Below are 14,476 nucleotides of genomic sequence, written 5' to 3' on the forward strand. Positions count from 1 at the left end.
GGCCGCCTCATGAGTTCATATATTTCCACCCAATCGATCAGTTCGTCTCTGCGGCAATCCGTTCTAAAGATGCAGGCGGAGCTTTCGTCAGCCCAGACCGAGGCGGCGACGGGCAATCATGCCGACATTGGCTTGAGTCTCGCAAGCAAAACGGGACAAAGCGTTTCGCTGCAAGCGCAAGCGGCGATGCTGCAGACTCTATCGGAGACAAACTCCATCGCGCTCACGCGCATGAATATGATCCAAAATCAACTTGGCGATCTGCAATCCGGCGCCCAGTCGTTGCTCAACTCGCTTCTATCAACGAATGGCTCGGCGCAGAACGCAGCAACCATTGAGGCGTCTGGCGCGGACAATTTAAAAGGGTTGATCGCCAGCCTGAATTCGACGCTAAACGGCGATTATCTCTTCGCGGGGATCAATACCGCGACGGCGCCTTTGACCGACTATTATGCAACGGGCGCCAGCAGCAAGACAGCGGTTGACGCAGCATTTTCGACCGCGTTCGGGATGTCGCAGACGAGCAGCTCCGTCGCGGGCATAAGCGCCAGCGCGATGCAGGATTTTCTTGACGGGCCCTTCGCCGCTTTGTTCCAGGGCTCCAATTGGACAAATGATTGGTCGTCAGCGTCTGACGAGGCGATCGCCAGTTCGATCTCGCCCGGCGGCGCTGTCATATCGTCGGTCAGCGCGAACCAGTCCGCCTTTAGAGATCTTGCTGAAGCCTATACGATGCTGTCTGATCTGGGCGGCGAAAAATATAGCCAGGCGACCTATGACGTCCTGGTCGGCAAGGCGCGTGATCTTCTCACCGACGGCATCTCCGCGCTTTCGGATGCGCAAGCAGGGCTTGGCGTGGCGCAATCAAGCGTGTCGGACGCCAACACGCAAATGTCGTTGCAGATGAATATTTTGTCTTCGCAAATAGGTAACCTTGAAAGCATTAACGGCTATGAAGTCCAGGTTCGCATCTCGGATCTGCAAACCCAAATTCAGACAGCATATTCCTTGACCTCGCATTTGCAGGACTTGAGCCTCGTGAAATATCTTTGACGCTTTTGCGCGATCTCCACCGGCGCTTTGCGCCGCAGGACGGTCGGAAAGCAAGTCATCCCGGACGATAGCGGCCGGCGTCCTGGTGTTTGGCGAGGCGATAACGCCCAAAGCGATGGATCATGATGTACCAGCGAAGCTACGCTGAAAGCCTCGAAAGCTCTCCAGGCGAATGCCGCGAGCGCGAACGTCGAGCCCTCGATCACGCGCTGCAATTGCTCGAGAAGGCGAGGCATGACGGCGTCGGCTCCGCTGCAGCTGCGGAAGCCCTGCATTTCCTGTGTAGACTGTGGAAGGCGCTGATCGAGGATTTGATAAGCCCGGAAAATGACCTCCCTGACGTGCTGCGCGGCGACCTTGTCTCTGTCGGCATTTGGGTCCTGCGGGAAGCCGATTCCATTCGGGAGGAAAAGTCGAGCAACTTCCGGGGACTTATCGAAATCTGCTCCGCGATCCGCAATGGGCTGAGGTAACGCAGGCATGCATATTTCACTTCGGGCCGGCGAAAAAATATACATCAATGGCGCGGTTCTTTGCGCGGATCGAAAAGTATCCTTGGAGTTGCTGAACGACGCGACATTCCTGCTGGAAGCCCATGTCATGAAAGTGGAGAATGCGACAACGCCGTTGCGGCAACTCTACTTCATCGTTCAAATCATGCTGATGAATCCGACGGACAGCGCCGTCGCGCGCGCCATGTTCGAGCAATCCATGCGAAGTCTCGTCGAGATTGCGGACGATCAAGCGCTTCTGGCGGGCCTGCGCGCCGTCAGAGGGCATGTGGAGGACGGCAGGGTCTTCGAAGGTCTGAGATCAATCCGCAGCCTGTTTTCCATTGAAGCCGGAATCATGTCCGGCGACAGCGCGGCCTCGCCGACTCAGGCGGCGTAAGCGCTATGTATGAGAGGATGCAAGCATGTCGGTAGCCAATGTCAATTCGGTGGCGAACGCAACTGGGACGAGCGCAAATGCGTCAACTTCCGCTGCAACCTCCGCGACGGTGGACTATAATCAGTTTTTACAGCTGTTGATCACGGAGCTGAAGAATCAGGATCCAACGAGCCCGACCGATCCGACCCAGTATATGAGCCAGTTGGCTTCTTTTTCCTCGGTCGAGCAGCAGGTCAAGACGAATTCGGCCCTGGATGCGCTTCTGGCGACGCAAGCAGGAGCGCTGATCGGGAAGACGGCGACCTCCGCCGACGGGAAGATCAGCGGCGTGATTGCGTCGGTGACGACGAGCGCGGGCGGCGACGTCACCGCGACATTGAAGAATGGAAGCGCGATCACGCTTGGATCCGGCGTCACGATCAGCGCCACATGAACGAGGCGGACGCGCTTGAGCTGATACGGTCAGCGATCTGGACGATCATTGTCGGATCGGGGCCCCCGGTCGCCGCGGCGATGTTCGTCGGATTGATCATTGCTCTGCTGCAAGCACTGACGCAGATCCAGGAAACGACGCTGACCTTTGTTCCGAAGATCGTCGTCATTTTCTTAGTCCTGTCCTTTGGAGGGCCGTTCATCGGCGCTCAGATTTTTGCGTTCACGGAACATGTCTATGGGCGTATTGAAAAAGGTTACTGATTGATTTTGGAAAATCGAGAGGCGCCGGCTTTGGAGTCTTCCAGGCAGCGGTTCCCCGGGGGCCGCAGCGGCTGCGCGCTCGGCGTCATGCAAGCTAAGCGTGTGGGGCTTACGAAGCGAGATCGGCGGACACCGCGAGACGACGCGTGATTATCCTCGCCGCGAGTCTTGACCCGCCGCCCGGCCGAGGCGTCGATTGGCGGTAGTAACAACTTCATCAATGAATCCGGCGGCAGGTCTTGCAATCGCGTGTCAATGCCGACCGGGGTCAGACGCATCTTCCAGCCAGAATAGAGCTCTTGCAAGATCTGCTTGATCTGCACTACCGCAACCTGTGGTGTTTGCGGCGGCGCGCCTCGGCCAAGACTCGGCGCCGGGAGACGAAATCCCTTGCGCAATTGCGATTTGGCGATGTTCGCGCAAGGCTGAACAAATAAATATGAGAAGTCTTCAACTGATAAGAGTCCGTCATGTCGGATATTGCACTACGAGGCGCGTCTCCCCCCGGGCGAAAGAGCGCCCGCGACGTTGCATTCGCCGCCGGCATCGTCGCAATTCTTTCGATCTTTTTTCTGCCGGTCCCAGCCGTTCTCATTGACATTGGGCTTGCATTTTCAATAGCGCTTTCTGTCCTCATCTTGATGGTCGCCTTGTGGATCGAGCGGCCGCTCGATTTTTCAGCATTTCCGACCGTGTTGCTTGTCGCGACGCTGTTGCGTCTCGCGCTGAACATTGCCACCACACGCTTGATTTTGTCGAATGGCGCTGAAGGCTTGACGGCCGCCGGCTTTATCATCGGCGGCTTTTCGAAGCTTGTGATGAGCGGCGATTTCGTCATTGGGCTTATCGTATTTGCAATCCTGATGACGGTGAATTTTGTCGTTATAACGAAGGGCGCGACCCGCATCGCCGAGGTCGGGGCGCGCTTCACGCTCGATGCGATTCCCGGCAAGCAGATGGCGATCGACGCGGATCTCTCCGCCGGCCTGATCGACGACAAGCAGGCGCAGCGGCGCAGACACGAACTTGAGGAAGAAAGTTCATTTTTCGGATCGATGGATGGCGCCTCGAAATTCGTTCGCGGCGACGCGATCGCCGGCCTGATCATCCTGGCGGTCAATATTTTCGGCGGCATCGTCATCGGCGCAACCCGGCACAATATGCCGCTGCAGCAGGCGGCCGACGTCTATACGAAACTCTCGGTCGGCGATGGTCTCGTGTCGCAAATACCGGCGCTGATCATTTCCTTGTCCGCTGCGCTGCTGGTGTCGAAGGGCGGCACCCGAGGCGCGACAGAAGCGGCGGTCTTAAGTCAGCTCGTCAAATATCCGCGCGCGCTTCTCGTAGCGGCGCTTCTCATGTTCGGGATGGCGTTGGCGCCGGGCTTGCCGTTCTTTCCATTCGCCCTTCTTGGCGGCGTGCTTGCTTTCGTCAGCTATGAGGCGCCGAAGCGGATCGCAAGGGACGAAGAGGTCCAGCGCGCGAAGCGGCTGACGGAGGAGCAAGAGGCGCAGAGCGAGGCGAAGGACTCGGTCAAGGGGCAGATCAGATCCGTTGAAATCGAACTTTGTCTTGGCAAGCAACTCGCGACGCGTCTCGTCGCCTCGCACAACGAGCTCGCCGCGCGAGTCGCCAAAATGCGGCGCAAATTTGCCAAGCAATATGGCTTTGTCGTCCCGGAGATAAAGCTGTCGGACAGCTTGGCGATGCCGACCAAAGCTTATCAGATTAGAATACATGGAACGATCGCCGCGGCCAATGAGCTGAAGATCGGAGATCTTCTTGTCATTGTCAACGATGGCCGTCGTCCGCATCTACCCGGGGAAGACTGCCGGGAGCCGGCGTTCGGCATGAAGGCGATGTGGGTTTCGCAAGCTTTCGCCAACGAGCTGAAGCGCGAAGGCTTTAGCCCGATCGACAATGTCTCCGTTTTGCTGACTCATCTGAGCGAGGTCATTCGCAACAATCTTCCGCAGCTCTTATCCTACAAGGATATGCGGACTCTGCTGGATCGGTTGGGGCCGGAATACAAGCGGTTGATCGACGACATTTGTCCCTCGCAGATTTCCTATTCCGGACTGCAGGCGGTGCTGAAGCTTCTTCTTGCCGAACGCGTCTCGATCCGCAATCTGCATCTCATTCTGGAGGCCATCGCCGAGATCGCGCCGCACGCCCGCCGAGCGGAGCAGGTGGCGGAGCATGTTCGCATGCGCATGGCTCAACAGATCTGTGGCGACCTCACAGATGGCGGCGTGTTGAAAGTGTTGCGGCTTGGCAATCGCTGGGATCTCGCGTTCCACCAAAGCCTGAAGCGTGACTCCAAGGGTGATGTGACGGAGTTCGATCTCGATCCTCAGATGGTCGAAGATTTCGGCAAAGAGGCCTCCACGGCGATTCGCGAACGGATGGATCAGGGGCATCAATTCGTCCTGGTCGCCACGCCAGAGACGCGGCCCTATGTGCGAATGATTGTCGAGCGCCTGTTTGCGACGCTGCCGGTCCTTTCCCATCTTGAGATCGCGCGCGGCGTGACGATCAAATCATTGGGCAGCATCTCTTGACCATGATTGGATCGAACGCGGTCTTGACTGCCTTCGTTCTTTTTTGCCGCATCGGCGCCTGCCTCATGATCATGCCGGGCATATCCAGCGCACGCATTCCGGTCCGGGTCAGGCTGTTCGTCGGCTTTGCTATAACGCTTGGCCTGACGCCAATCTTGTCGGACGAGGTTGGTCCAAAAATATCGGCTGAATCGCCTTTTATCCTGGTCCAAACCATCCTTAGCGAGAGCTTGATCGGGGGGCTTATCGGATTTCTCGGCCGCATTTTTTTCGGGGCCCTCGACGCCTTGGCGAACGCCATCGCTATGGCGATCGGTCTTTCGAGCCCGTTGGCCCCCCCAACGGACGACAATGAGCCGGCCCCGGCAATCGTCTCGCTCATTTCGCTCGGGGCTCTGGTATTGTTTTTCCTCACCAATCTGCACTGGGAGGTTTTGCGCGGACTGCTTGCGTCCTATTCTGTCTGGCCGGTATCTGGTCTGTTCGAAGCGCGCTTGGGGCTTGTTGAAATCGGCAATAGCCTGGCGCGTTCCTTCGCCCTGGCGCTGCGCGTCAGCAGTCCCTTCATCGTCTACGCGTTGATCGTCAATCTCGCGATTGGCATTGCGTCTCGATTTGCGCCGCAAATTCCAATCTATTTCATCACAGTTCCCGCCGTTGCGGCCGGCGGATTATTCCTCCTTTACATCACCTGCAGGAGCCTGTTGGAGCTCTTCGTCGCAGGGTTCTCTCTTTGGCTCGCTTCGGGTTGATTGGCTTCAGCATAGCCGCGGTCGCGCGTTAAGCGAACGGCGCATTGGCCCATCTTACGCTTTTTCCCAAGCAGCAATGGATTCGGCGTGGACGAGAGGCTTCGCAAGGCAAAGCGCATACTCAAGGCTTCTACCGGGTTCGATCGGCTGGCCGAATGGCGTATGGCGGACGTCGGTCGACGCGCAGCCGAACTCAACCGAAGACGAGAGGAGCTGACAGCGTTTATGGCGGCCGAGGATTCCTTTGAGGGCCTTTTCGCGGAGGCAATGATGCGTCGCTTTGATCAAATCGAGAGGCATCGCGTTCGTCTGGGCTTGGAGATCGCCGCCGAGACCGACCGCCGCCTTGACGCGAGGGGACAGTTGCGTCGGGCGCAGACGCTTGTCGATCATCTTGGTCGAGATCAACGCGGCCGCGACGAAAGGACGTTGCTTGAAGAGATGATCGAGGCTTTCGCGCAAATCGGGACGCAAGGTCCCGGCAAGTTTGAAGGATCATCTTAGAGAGGCTTTCGCGGAAGGGGAGAAAAGCGTGTCCATCAAGCCGGTCTCGGACATCGTGCTCGACGTCGCTAGAGCCGCCAATCCTGTTCAGGTCGCGGCGGCCGCCGGACGATTGTCGAGTCTTCGCCCTTCCTTGGCGTCGAGCGGCGAGTTTTCTCAATTCATCGCGTCGGGGGCGCCCGAAGCGACCGGCGGAGGCGGCTTCGCCGTGTGGAGCGACCCTCCTTCTTTCAGCGCGCCTGCGCCGCAATCGGACCCAGGCGCGAAAGCATATAAGGCACTTGAGGAGTTCTTTCTGCAAGGCGTCGTCGAAACCCTATTGCCCAAAGGGGAGGGCCTGTTCGGCGCGGGAACCGCGGGAGATGTGTGGCGATCGATGTTGGCCGAGCAATTGGCGAAACAGATCGGAAAATCGATCGATCTCGGCTTGGCGAAATCAAAATCGCCCACATCTGCGGCGCAAAAGAGCGCAACATTTGCGCATCCTTCGATTGTCGATGCGAGTCAGGGACAGTCTTGACGATGGACCCAACTGCACCCCGGATCGATCCCGGCGCGCGCTCCCCCGCGACGCAAAACCTTGAATCGCCAATCCAAGGCGCCGCTCATACGCGCGAGGCCTCGGCGTCTCTTGGCGGCTATCCTTTACAAACAGCAGAACTGGGGAACGCCCTCGATGACGCTCAGCAAAGGCTGGCGATGGAGGCCCTTCTGCGCGCAATCGAAAGGCTTGAACGCACGATCACCCTTGAAACCGGCGCGTTAGACCGGAACAATCTCGCCGCGTTACATGAATTTAACCATATGAAGAGCCATGGACTTTTGGAGCTAAAGCGGGCGATCGACGCTTGCCAGACGGTTGATCGGGCGACTTTCGAGGAAGAGGCGAAAGCCGCGCTGGCCGGTTTCCGCGCGAAGCTCGAACGCAATCTGGATGGTTTGCGGATGCAGTTGCGGGCCGTCAGCGAGATTGCATCGATCATAGCGCGCGCGATCGAGGACCATGAATCCGATGGAACCTACACCGCGATACGCGAGGCGAAGGTCGAAATTCAATGATCCGGATTGCGGCGAGCTGCGCATGGATTTTGACGGTGACATTGACCGCGACCTATCTGGGCGCGACATGGAAATCGACCGCGGAGCAATCAACGGATTCGCCGCATTCGCCCGAACGTCTCGATCGCAAAAAGACAGAGCCGATCAGCGTGCCCGTAATCGCCGACGGAAATGTCGCCGGCTATGTTGTGGCTCAGTTCATTTATCTCATCGATCCCGAAGCATTGAATCGTTTGGCGGCGGCGCCGGACGCCTTCATTACGGACGAGGCGTTTCGGAAACTCTATGTTGAGAAGATCGATTTCGCGCATCTCGAGAAATATGACCTGCCGGCGTTGACGCGCTTTCTCACCACGCAAGTGAACAGGCGGCTCGGCGCCGATATTATCAAGGATATTCTTGTGGATCAGTTCAACTTCGTTTCCAAAAGCGATATATCAAAGTAGAGGGTTGCGGTCGCGACAGCGCGGGCTCGAATGTCGGAGGATGGCGCCGAATGAGAAACGATCACGGACGCGCCTGTTGTCGCTTTCCTTCTGGCGCAGCGCCAAATCCGAGGGACTCAACTGGCGGCGCGCCGATCTCTGCGCGCTCGAACTTGATGATGGAACAGAGCCACGCGTCAAAACGGGGCAATTTCCTATTCGGATGGAATGATCCGACTCCTGCGGCGGCGCGAGTGAAAGCGCTGCTTGTTGATGGAAAGGCGATTGAGATGGTGTTCGAGCGGTTAACCTGGATTGGCTTCATGATTGTGGCCGCGGGATGGGCATTGTTGTTTTCATCGCCGCAGCTGCACTATGCCATGCCGCGGTTTCCGGGGCAGGTCGGCGAGTCGGGCGCCCTCGACTTTGCGCTGGTGGCGCAAAGCGTCATTTTCTGCGGGCTGGGCCTCGCGATCATCGGCGCTTTGCAGACGGGATTTGGCGCCTTGAACAAGTTCTTCGAGGCGGTCATGGCGCGTTCGCAACTGACGAGCAGCCGCGTTCCGGCGCCTGCTCCGCCCCCACAAAATTCCGCTGGCCGGCCTTCGGCATCGGCTCCGCTTCAGCCGTCGCTGAGACCTGCGCCTCAGCCAAAGGCCGTGAGCGCGAAGGCGAGGCCAGAAAACGCCAGGAAGATTCTTGAGCGCGGATGGGTGAAAGATCGCGCTTATGTCCAATTCGGGGATGGCAGCGTTGAGGTCGAGACCTTGCTTGGCCGCCGCATGTTTTCGTCGCTCCACGAAGCACAGGAATTCATCGCCTAAGATCGATAGTGGCGCGGGCCGGCGAGAGTCATCGCGTGCACAGGAGGCGAGGGCGCTCGCGGTAACGGCCTGGAGCGTCAATTTGGTGGGAGAGCGTCGTCATGGAGATTAGAGGCAAATTGTTGAGAAAGGCGAGACCGGAAACGGGCGGGGCGCCGCGCCCCCCGTTCCCGGCGTCGGACGGGGCGGGGCGGCGCGCGGGTTTTCGACTCGGCTTTGCTGGCGCCGCAAAATCCTTTGCGTCGACGTCAGCGAAAGTTTCCACGAGTCGCGCAGCGACGCAGACGGTCGATCGTGGGTTGATCGCAGCTGGCGTCGTCGTTGCGGTCGGGTCGGTGAGCTTTGCCGCTGTCATGATTTCCAGAGACAACAGCCACCCACTCTTTGGCGGCGTCGAACATCTGATGATCTTCGCGCAGCCGATTGGAGGATCGCACAACCACTCCGAACCCGCCGAGTCTCAAAAGCATCCTGTAGATTACAGCGCGACCGGTTCGATCGATCAATCTGGCCATATGGACGTGGCGGCGGGGGCGGCAAAACGCGGAGAGACGAGCGCGGCGGCGCCGCGGGGAGCCCTCAAAGGGTATGTGGTGAGCTTCTCCGCCAAAGACGCGATTATGGTGCAGAGTGCAAAAGGCAGCTTTGCGGCGGCGCCGGGGACGGCGCTGCCCGACGCAGGACGGATCCTCTCGATCGAGAATCGCAACGGCCGATGGGTGGTTGTCACGGAACGGGGAACGATCACGGAAGCCTATTAGCTGTGTCCGTATTTGGAGCGCATCGGATCCGGCCTGTCTGCCCGCGTCGGCGGCACGGGGCGCCGCGAGCATAAGGCGCTCGGCGGAACACAGGTTAATCCACGAGCGACTGATCTTTGCGACCGAGAGCCCAGGCGTGAAGGCGTCACATCGATGGGAGTCGAAAGACGTTTAATCAACAATCGCGTAATAGCGATCGCGGAGGCACGTCAGCATGGTCTTGCCGATGGCGCGCGCGGGGCGCCGGGCGATAAACCGCAGTCCGAGCTCGCCGCCTTCGCGCCAGACGATTTCCGCCTCCAGCAACCGCTCCGGACAATCCTCATAGAGCCGGATTGTGAGGGCTGGCGGAACATCAGAGAAGACCCGCAGGCGCGCGCCGCCGTCCGAACGATCGTAGATCTGGCATTCGATCAAGAAGCGATTGTTCTGATCAAGCAGCTTGCCGGACCGCAGGCGGGTGCGCCGCCGCGGCCACCCCCGTCTGTCGGAGCCATTGCGACGAACGCAATAAGCGAAATCACCTTTTGGCTTGTCGTCGAGATGTGTGACTTGAGCCGCTTCGAAAAGCGGTCCGGAGGCGGCGTCATCCTCGCGCGGATTGCGCGTGCGGTTGTTCATGTCGAATCCTCAGGGACCGTTTGCAAATTCGATCCTCCTCATCCTGACGAGGCTTTCGTCAGAAATGGCGTCTCGTCCTTCGACAAGCTCAGGATGAGAGGATGCGTTCGGAGCACGGCCGTTAACGCCCTCGCGGCTGGAGACGGGCTCTTTGAGCCCTCTCTCCAGTCGCCGCTTCCATTGCATTCGCTTTGCGAACCGCTTCGCTTGCAACGGAACCTCGGGCGTCCTTCCGCTCATCACGCGGGCTCTTGGAGGAAGCGAGCATTTTCAAACGGTCTCAAAAGCTGGCCGCTCTGCTTCCAGCGGTTGCTAGGCTACCGCGTTTTCGGCTGCGTTTGAACAATCGCTTTTGCAGGTTCATCTTGTGGTAAACGCCGGCGTTGCGGTTTGCGCAACTTGTCCAGGACGCGAAGCATCTTGGTTAACGGCGCTGCATTTTTTGTTTTGCAGCGAATTCGTCTTGCGGAGGGGGCGTCCCCCGACCCCGGCAAAGACAAGACGCCGAATGGAGCGCGACGTCTTTTTTTGATTTTTCACTTTTGTCGCCAAGGCCAAACAAGCCTGTCGCGGTGATAGCGCTTCCGGGCCGGCCGGAGGCTGTTTCAGCAATCAATTGGCGGCGCGGCAAGTTGCACCGCCGGCATTTTACGCGACGGAACGCCGCGTAACGGCAAAGCTCGCTTGCTCATCCTGTATCGACTGGAATATATTGACGCATCCGTCCAGCGCCTCTGCGTTGCGTCATCCACAAAGGAATTTCGGACATGATAATGATCGCGCGCCGCACGCTTAACGCATTGGCGCTTGTTTTGACGCTGGCCGTTGGGCTGGCTCCGCTGACCGTTGCGGCGCAGACGCCCGCGGCCGGGCCGACGGTCTTTGCCGCCGCCAGCATGAAGACGGCGCTCGACGCGATCGCGGCGTCCTGGACGGCTCAGAATGGCAAGGCGCCGGTGCTCGTCTATGGCTCGTCGGCCGTGCTCGCCAAGCAGATCGAGCAGGGCGCGCCCGCAGACATCTTCATTTCCGCCGATCTCAATTGGATGGATTACCTCGACAAGGCGAAACTGCTCCGGGCCGGAACGCGCCGCGCTTTCCTTGGCAACGAACTTGTGCTGGTCGAACCGGCCGACCAAAAGACGACGCTCAAAATCGAATCCGGTTTTGATCTCGCCGGTCTGACGGGCGCGGGCAAGATCGCGGTCTGCACGATCACGTCGTGCCCCGGCGGCGTCTATGGCAAGGAATCGCTTGTCGCGCTCGGCGTGTGGGACAAGGTCGAACCCAAACTGGCGCAATCGGACAATATTCGCGCCGCGCTCAACCTCGTCGCGCGCGGCGAGGCGCGTTTCGGCATTGTCTACGCGACAGACGCCAAGGCCGAACCAAAGGTCCGAATTGTCGGCGTGTTCCCGGCCTCTTCGCACAGCCCGATCGTCTATCCGGTCGCCATCCTCGAAGAGTCTAAAAATCCCGAGGCGGCGAATTTCGTCGCCTATCTGTCCTCGCAGGCGTCTGTGAAGATTCTGCTCGAACAAGGCTTCTCGATCCTCTCGAAATAGCGCGCGGAATTTGGCGCGAGGGCGAAATCGCGGCCATTTTTGACGAGAAAACCGCAGGGAGCCGTTCGCGTGATGGATCTTTCGCCGCAAGAATGGACCGCGATCTGGCTTTCCTTGCGCATCGCCATCGTCGCGACCGTGGCCAGCCTGCCGTTCGGCATCCTGACCGCCTATGCGCTCGCGCGTTGGAATTTTCCCGGCAAGACGCTGTTCAACGGGTTGGTTCATCTGCCGCTGGTGATGCCGCCCGTCGTCACAGGCTTCATTCTGTTGATCCTGTTCGGGCGCAGAGGCGTTTTCGGCCCGTTCCTGGCGAGCATCGGGATTGTTCTGTCGTTTCGCTGGACGGGCGCCGCGCTCGCCTGCGCCGTCATGGGATTTCCCCTGATGGTGCGGGCCATGCGGCTCTCGTTCGAGGGAATCGATCGGCGGCTTGAATTTGCGTCCGGTTCGCTCGGGGCCGGCAAGCTGTGGACCTTCGCCTTGATCACTTTGCCGCTGGCGGCGCCGGGCATTATCGTCGGCTCCATACTCGGTTTTGCGCGCGCGCTTGGCGAGTTTGGCGCGACGATTACCTTCGTCTCTAACATCCCCGGCGAAACGCAGACCATCTCGGCCGCAATCTATAGTTTTACACAGGCGCCGGGAGGGGACGCCGGCGCGCTGCGGCTGACCATCGTCTCGATCATCATCGCCCTCGCCGCGCTAATCGCCTCGGAAATCATTCAGCGCTGGGCTGAAAAGCGCGTGGCCAGTTTCGAATGATCGAAGTCGACGTCGGCCTCGATCTTGGAACGTTCAAACTTGATGTCGCCTTCGGCAACGGGCAGGGGATCACCGCTCTGTTCGGGCCGTCCGGATGCGGCAAATCGCTGACGCTTGGTCTAATCGCCGGCCTGTCGCGTCCGACCCGCGGCTATATCAACCTTGATGGGCAGCCGCTCGTCGATGTCGAGAAGGGCGTTTTCCTTCCGCCCTACAAGCGGCGCATCGGCCTTGTTTTCCAGGATTCCTATCTTTTTCCGCATTTGAGCGTGCGGCACAATCTTCTCTATGGGCGCTGGTTCGCGCCGCCCGGCCGCAAGGAGATCGAATTCGACGCCGTGATCGCGACGCTCGGCATCGACAAGCTTTTGGGCCGGCGGCCGGCGCGCCTCTCCGGCGGAGAGCGCCAGCGCGTCGGCATCGGACGCGCACTTCTGTCCTGTCCGAGGCTGCTTCTGTTCGACGAACCATTGGCGGCGCTCGATATGTCGCGCAAGCTCGAGATCATGCCGCTGATCGAGCGCATCCGCGACGATTTCAAGGTCCCGATCGTCTATGTCTCGCACGCGATCGAAGAAGTCGTGCGTCTGGCCGACCGGGTGGTGGTGCTCCAGGCCGGCAAGGTCAAGGTCATCGGCAGTCCGAATGAAGTTTTTGGCGCCGATGTGAGCGCGCTCGACGATCGTTTTGACCGGTCCTCGGCGCTGAGCGTGATCGTGGGAGACGCGGACGCCGTTTATGGGCTCACCAACCTGATTCATCCGGCGGGGACGATCTGGATGGTTGGCCCGGCCGGAGCTCGAGGCCGGTCGATCCGAATCGTCATCAAGGCGACCGACGTTATTCTCGCGACCGCGCCCCCGCCGGAAACGAGCATCCGCAACGTGCTGGCGGGCGCGGTCAAGAGCATCTACGCGGTCGGGCCGCTCGCTATCGTGGACATCACTTTGGACGGAGCGGAGCATCTTGCCGCCGTCGCCACCCGCCAAGCAGTGGACGAACTTCGCCTTCAGCCCGGCTCGCGGGTTTTTGCGTTGATCAAGGCGACGGCGATTGACGAGCGCATGGTCGATGGGTCGTCTTAAGTCGACGCCAGCTGGCCTTGGCTCCTGCCAAAAAAGAACGATCTTTCTCTTGCGGCCCCTTGAAAGCAAATCCCGCCGACCCAAATAAGCGGAACCAATTGTTCGATAGATGTAAAACTGTCGAAGTATCAGGCGGAAAAGGGGTTAAGCATGAGCAGATTGTCCGGCAAAACAGCCATCGTAACTGGCGCCTCCAAAGGCATAGGCGCGGCGATCGCCAAAAGCCTTGCAGCCGAAGGCGCCGCAGTCGTCGTCAATTATGCGTCGAGCAAGGAAGGCGCGCAGGCCGTCGTCGCCGACATCAAGGCGAAGGGCGGCAAGGCGATCGCCGTGCAGGGCGACGTCGCCAAGGAAGCCGACGTGCTGAAGATTTTTGCGGAAGCCAAGAACGTGTTCGGGCCGACCGACATTCTCGTCAACAATGCGGGCGTCTATCAGTTCGGCGCCATCGACGATCTCGCGGAAGCTGAGTTCCACAGGCATTTCAACATCAACGTCCTTGGCCTGCTGCTGGCGACCCGCGAGGCCGTCAAGCAATTTAAACCGGAAGGCGGCAGCATTATCAACATCAGCTCCGCGGTCACCTCCATGAACATACCTCAATCTGTTGTCTACACCGCCACCAAGGGGGCGGTTGATTCCGCCACCCGCGTCCTGTCGAAAGAACTCGGCCCACGCAAGATCAGGGTCAATGCGATCAATCCCGGCATCGTCGAAACCGAGGGCACCCAAGCCGTCGGCATCGCCGGAAGCGATATGGAAGCTCAGTTCGTGGCGCAGACCCCGCTTGGTCGCGTTGGACAGCCGGACGATATCGCGGCTGTCGCCGTGTTTCTCGCCTCCGACGAGTCGCGCTGGGTCACCGGCGAGACTATCGTTGTGTCGGGCGGACTGAAATAAAGCATTGCTTTCTT

18 protein-coding genes are annotated in these 14,476 nt (G+C 59.4%); 17 read left to right on the forward strand and 1 reads right to left on the reverse strand.

All coding sequences use genetic code 11. The annotated features are described in order from the left end of the window. Positions 1-9: 9 nt before the first annotated feature. From MSIL_RS00225 to MSIL_RS00290, 13 genes are all read left to right on the forward strand, one after another. Positions 10-1,053: a flagellar hook-associated family protein gene (locus MSIL_RS00225; RefSeq protein ID WP_012589097.1), complete on the forward strand. Its 1,044-nt coding sequence runs from the start codon at positions 10-12 to the stop codon at positions 1,051-1,053. 122 nt (positions 1,054-1,175) lie between these two features. Continuing rightward, positions 1,176-1,526 carry a flagellar biosynthesis regulator FlaF gene (gene flaF, locus MSIL_RS00230; RefSeq protein WP_244406186.1) on the forward strand — a complete coding sequence of 117 codons (351 nt, stop codon included), beginning with the start codon at positions 1,176-1,178 and terminating at the stop codon, positions 1,524-1,526. Positions 1,527-1,533: 7 nt separating this feature from the next. Continuing rightward, entirely contained in the window at positions 1,534-1,944 is a 411-nt protein-coding gene (flbT, locus tag MSIL_RS00235; protein ID WP_012589099.1) for a flagellar biosynthesis repressor FlbT, read from the forward strand. Between the two features lie 25 nt (positions 1,945-1,969). Further along, a complete protein-coding gene (gene flgD, locus MSIL_RS00240; protein WP_012589100.1) occupies positions 1,970-2,377 on the forward strand; it encodes a flagellar hook assembly protein FlgD in 408 nt (135 codons plus the stop codon). Continuing rightward, positions 2,374-2,640: a flagellar biosynthesis protein FliQ gene (fliQ, locus tag MSIL_RS00245; RefSeq protein WP_012589101.1), complete on the forward strand. Its 267-nt coding sequence runs from the start codon at positions 2,374-2,376 to the stop codon at positions 2,638-2,640. The genes flgD and fliQ overlap by 4 nt, the downstream gene beginning before the upstream one ends. Positions 2,641-3,110: 470 nt before the next feature. After that, positions 3,111-5,201 carry a flagellar biosynthesis protein FlhA gene (gene flhA / locus MSIL_RS00255; protein ID WP_012589102.1) on the forward strand — a complete coding sequence of 697 codons (2,091 nt, stop codon included), beginning with the start codon at positions 3,111-3,113 and terminating at the stop codon, positions 5,199-5,201. Positions 5,202-5,224: 23 nt separating this feature from the next. Continuing rightward, the gene (locus tag MSIL_RS00260) at positions 5,225-5,953 is read left to right on the forward strand and encodes a flagellar biosynthetic protein FliR (RefSeq protein WP_244406187.1); all 729 of its coding nucleotides are present in this window, start codon (positions 5,225-5,227) and stop codon (positions 5,951-5,953) included. An 87-nt stretch (positions 5,954-6,040) separates the two neighbouring features. Continuing rightward, complete coding sequence (locus tag MSIL_RS21120; protein ID WP_148212982.1) at positions 6,041-6,457, forward strand: hypothetical protein; 417 nt, start codon at positions 6,041-6,043, stop codon at positions 6,455-6,457. Between the two features lie 28 nt (positions 6,458-6,485). Then, complete coding sequence (locus MSIL_RS00270; RefSeq protein WP_012589105.1) at positions 6,486-6,977, forward strand: rod-binding protein; 492 nt, start codon at positions 6,486-6,488, stop codon at positions 6,975-6,977. A gap of 179 nt (positions 6,978-7,156) precedes the next feature. Beyond that, positions 7,157-7,516, forward strand: coding sequence for a hypothetical protein (locus MSIL_RS00275; protein ID WP_012589106.1), 360 nt, complete (start codon positions 7,157-7,159; stop codon positions 7,514-7,516). Between the two features lie 35 nt (positions 7,517-7,551). After that, positions 7,552-7,962, forward strand: coding sequence for a hypothetical protein (locus tag MSIL_RS00280; RefSeq protein WP_148212983.1), 411 nt, complete (start codon positions 7,552-7,554; stop codon positions 7,960-7,962). Positions 7,963-8,195: 233 nt separating this feature from the next. Next, entirely contained in the window at positions 8,196-8,765 is a 570-nt protein-coding gene (locus MSIL_RS00285; RefSeq protein ID WP_041367396.1) for a hypothetical protein, read from the forward strand. Between the two features lie 299 nt (positions 8,766-9,064). Further along, positions 9,065-9,526 (forward strand): hypothetical protein, encoded by a 462-nt coding sequence (locus MSIL_RS00290; protein ID WP_041367398.1) that lies wholly within the window; start codon positions 9,065-9,067, stop codon positions 9,524-9,526. 171 nt (positions 9,527-9,697) lie between these two features. Here the strand turns inward: MSIL_RS00290 and MSIL_RS19925 are convergent, their stop codons facing one another. Further along, complete coding sequence (locus MSIL_RS19925) at positions 9,698-10,147, reverse strand: type IV pilus assembly PilZ (protein WP_012589110.1); 450 nt, start codon at positions 10,145-10,147, stop codon at positions 9,698-9,700. A gap of 767 nt (positions 10,148-10,914) precedes the next feature. Here MSIL_RS19925 and modA point away from each other — a divergent pair. From modA to MSIL_RS00315, 4 genes are all read left to right on the forward strand, one after another. After that, positions 10,915-11,712: a molybdate ABC transporter substrate-binding protein gene (gene modA / locus MSIL_RS00300; protein ID WP_012589111.1), complete on the forward strand. Its 798-nt coding sequence runs from the start codon at positions 10,915-10,917 to the stop codon at positions 11,710-11,712. Positions 11,713-11,784: 72 nt separating this feature from the next. After that, positions 11,785-12,477: a molybdate ABC transporter permease subunit gene (gene modB, locus MSIL_RS00305; protein ID WP_012589112.1), complete on the forward strand. Its 693-nt coding sequence runs from the start codon at positions 11,785-11,787 to the stop codon at positions 12,475-12,477. Beyond that, positions 12,474-13,562 (forward strand): molybdenum ABC transporter ATP-binding protein, encoded by a 1,089-nt coding sequence (modC, locus tag MSIL_RS00310; RefSeq protein WP_012589113.1) that lies wholly within the window; start codon positions 12,474-12,476, stop codon positions 13,560-13,562. Before modB ends, modC begins: the two co-directional genes overlap by 4 nt. A 150-nt stretch (positions 13,563-13,712) precedes the next feature. Then, positions 13,713-14,462 carry an SDR family NAD(P)-dependent oxidoreductase gene (locus MSIL_RS00315; RefSeq protein ID WP_012589114.1) on the forward strand — a complete coding sequence of 250 codons (750 nt, stop codon included), beginning with the start codon at positions 13,713-13,715 and terminating at the stop codon, positions 14,460-14,462. Positions 14,463-14,476 lie beyond the last annotated feature (14 nt).

The organism is Methylocella silvestris BL2 (genome assembly GCF_000021745.1).
In the GTDB taxonomy this organism is placed as follows: Bacteria; Pseudomonadota; Alphaproteobacteria; order Rhizobiales; family Beijerinckiaceae; genus Methylocapsa; species Methylocapsa silvestris.

Bases quoted from the DNA above. Each gene is read 5' to 3' on its own strand.
- MSIL_RS00225 (WP_012589097.1), top strand. From the start codon at position 10: ATGAGTTCATATATTTCCACCCAATCGATCAGTTCGTCTCTGCGGCAA.
- MSIL_RS19925 (WP_012589110.1), bottom strand. From the start codon at position 10,147: ATGAACAACCGCACGCGCAATCCGCGCGAGGATGACGCCGCCTCCGGA.
- MSIL_RS00315 (WP_012589114.1), top strand. From the start codon at position 13,713: ATGAGCAGATTGTCCGGCAAAACAGCCATCGTAACTGGCGCCTCCAAA.
- flgD (WP_012589100.1), top strand. From the start codon at position 1,970: ATGTCGGTAGCCAATGTCAATTCGGTGGCGAACGCAACTGGGACGAGC.
- fliQ (WP_012589101.1), top strand. From the start codon at position 2,374: ATGAACGAGGCGGACGCGCTTGAGCTGATACGGTCAGCGATCTGGACG.
- flbT (WP_012589099.1), top strand. From the start codon at position 1,534: ATGCATATTTCACTTCGGGCCGGCGAAAAAATATACATCAATGGCGCG.
- modC (WP_012589113.1), top strand. From the start codon at position 12,474: ATGATCGAAGTCGACGTCGGCCTCGATCTTGGAACGTTCAAACTTGAT.
- MSIL_RS00275 (WP_012589106.1), top strand. From the start codon at position 7,157: ATGGAGGCCCTTCTGCGCGCAATCGAAAGGCTTGAACGCACGATCACC.
- modA (WP_012589111.1), top strand. From the start codon at position 10,915: ATGATAATGATCGCGCGCCGCACGCTTAACGCATTGGCGCTTGTTTTG.
- modB (WP_012589112.1), top strand. From the start codon at position 11,785: ATGGATCTTTCGCCGCAAGAATGGACCGCGATCTGGCTTTCCTTGCGC.
- flhA (WP_012589102.1), top strand. From the start codon at position 3,111: ATGTCGGATATTGCACTACGAGGCGCGTCTCCCCCCGGGCGAAAGAGC.
- flaF (WP_244406186.1), top strand. From the start codon at position 1,176: ATGATGTACCAGCGAAGCTACGCTGAAAGCCTCGAAAGCTCTCCAGGC.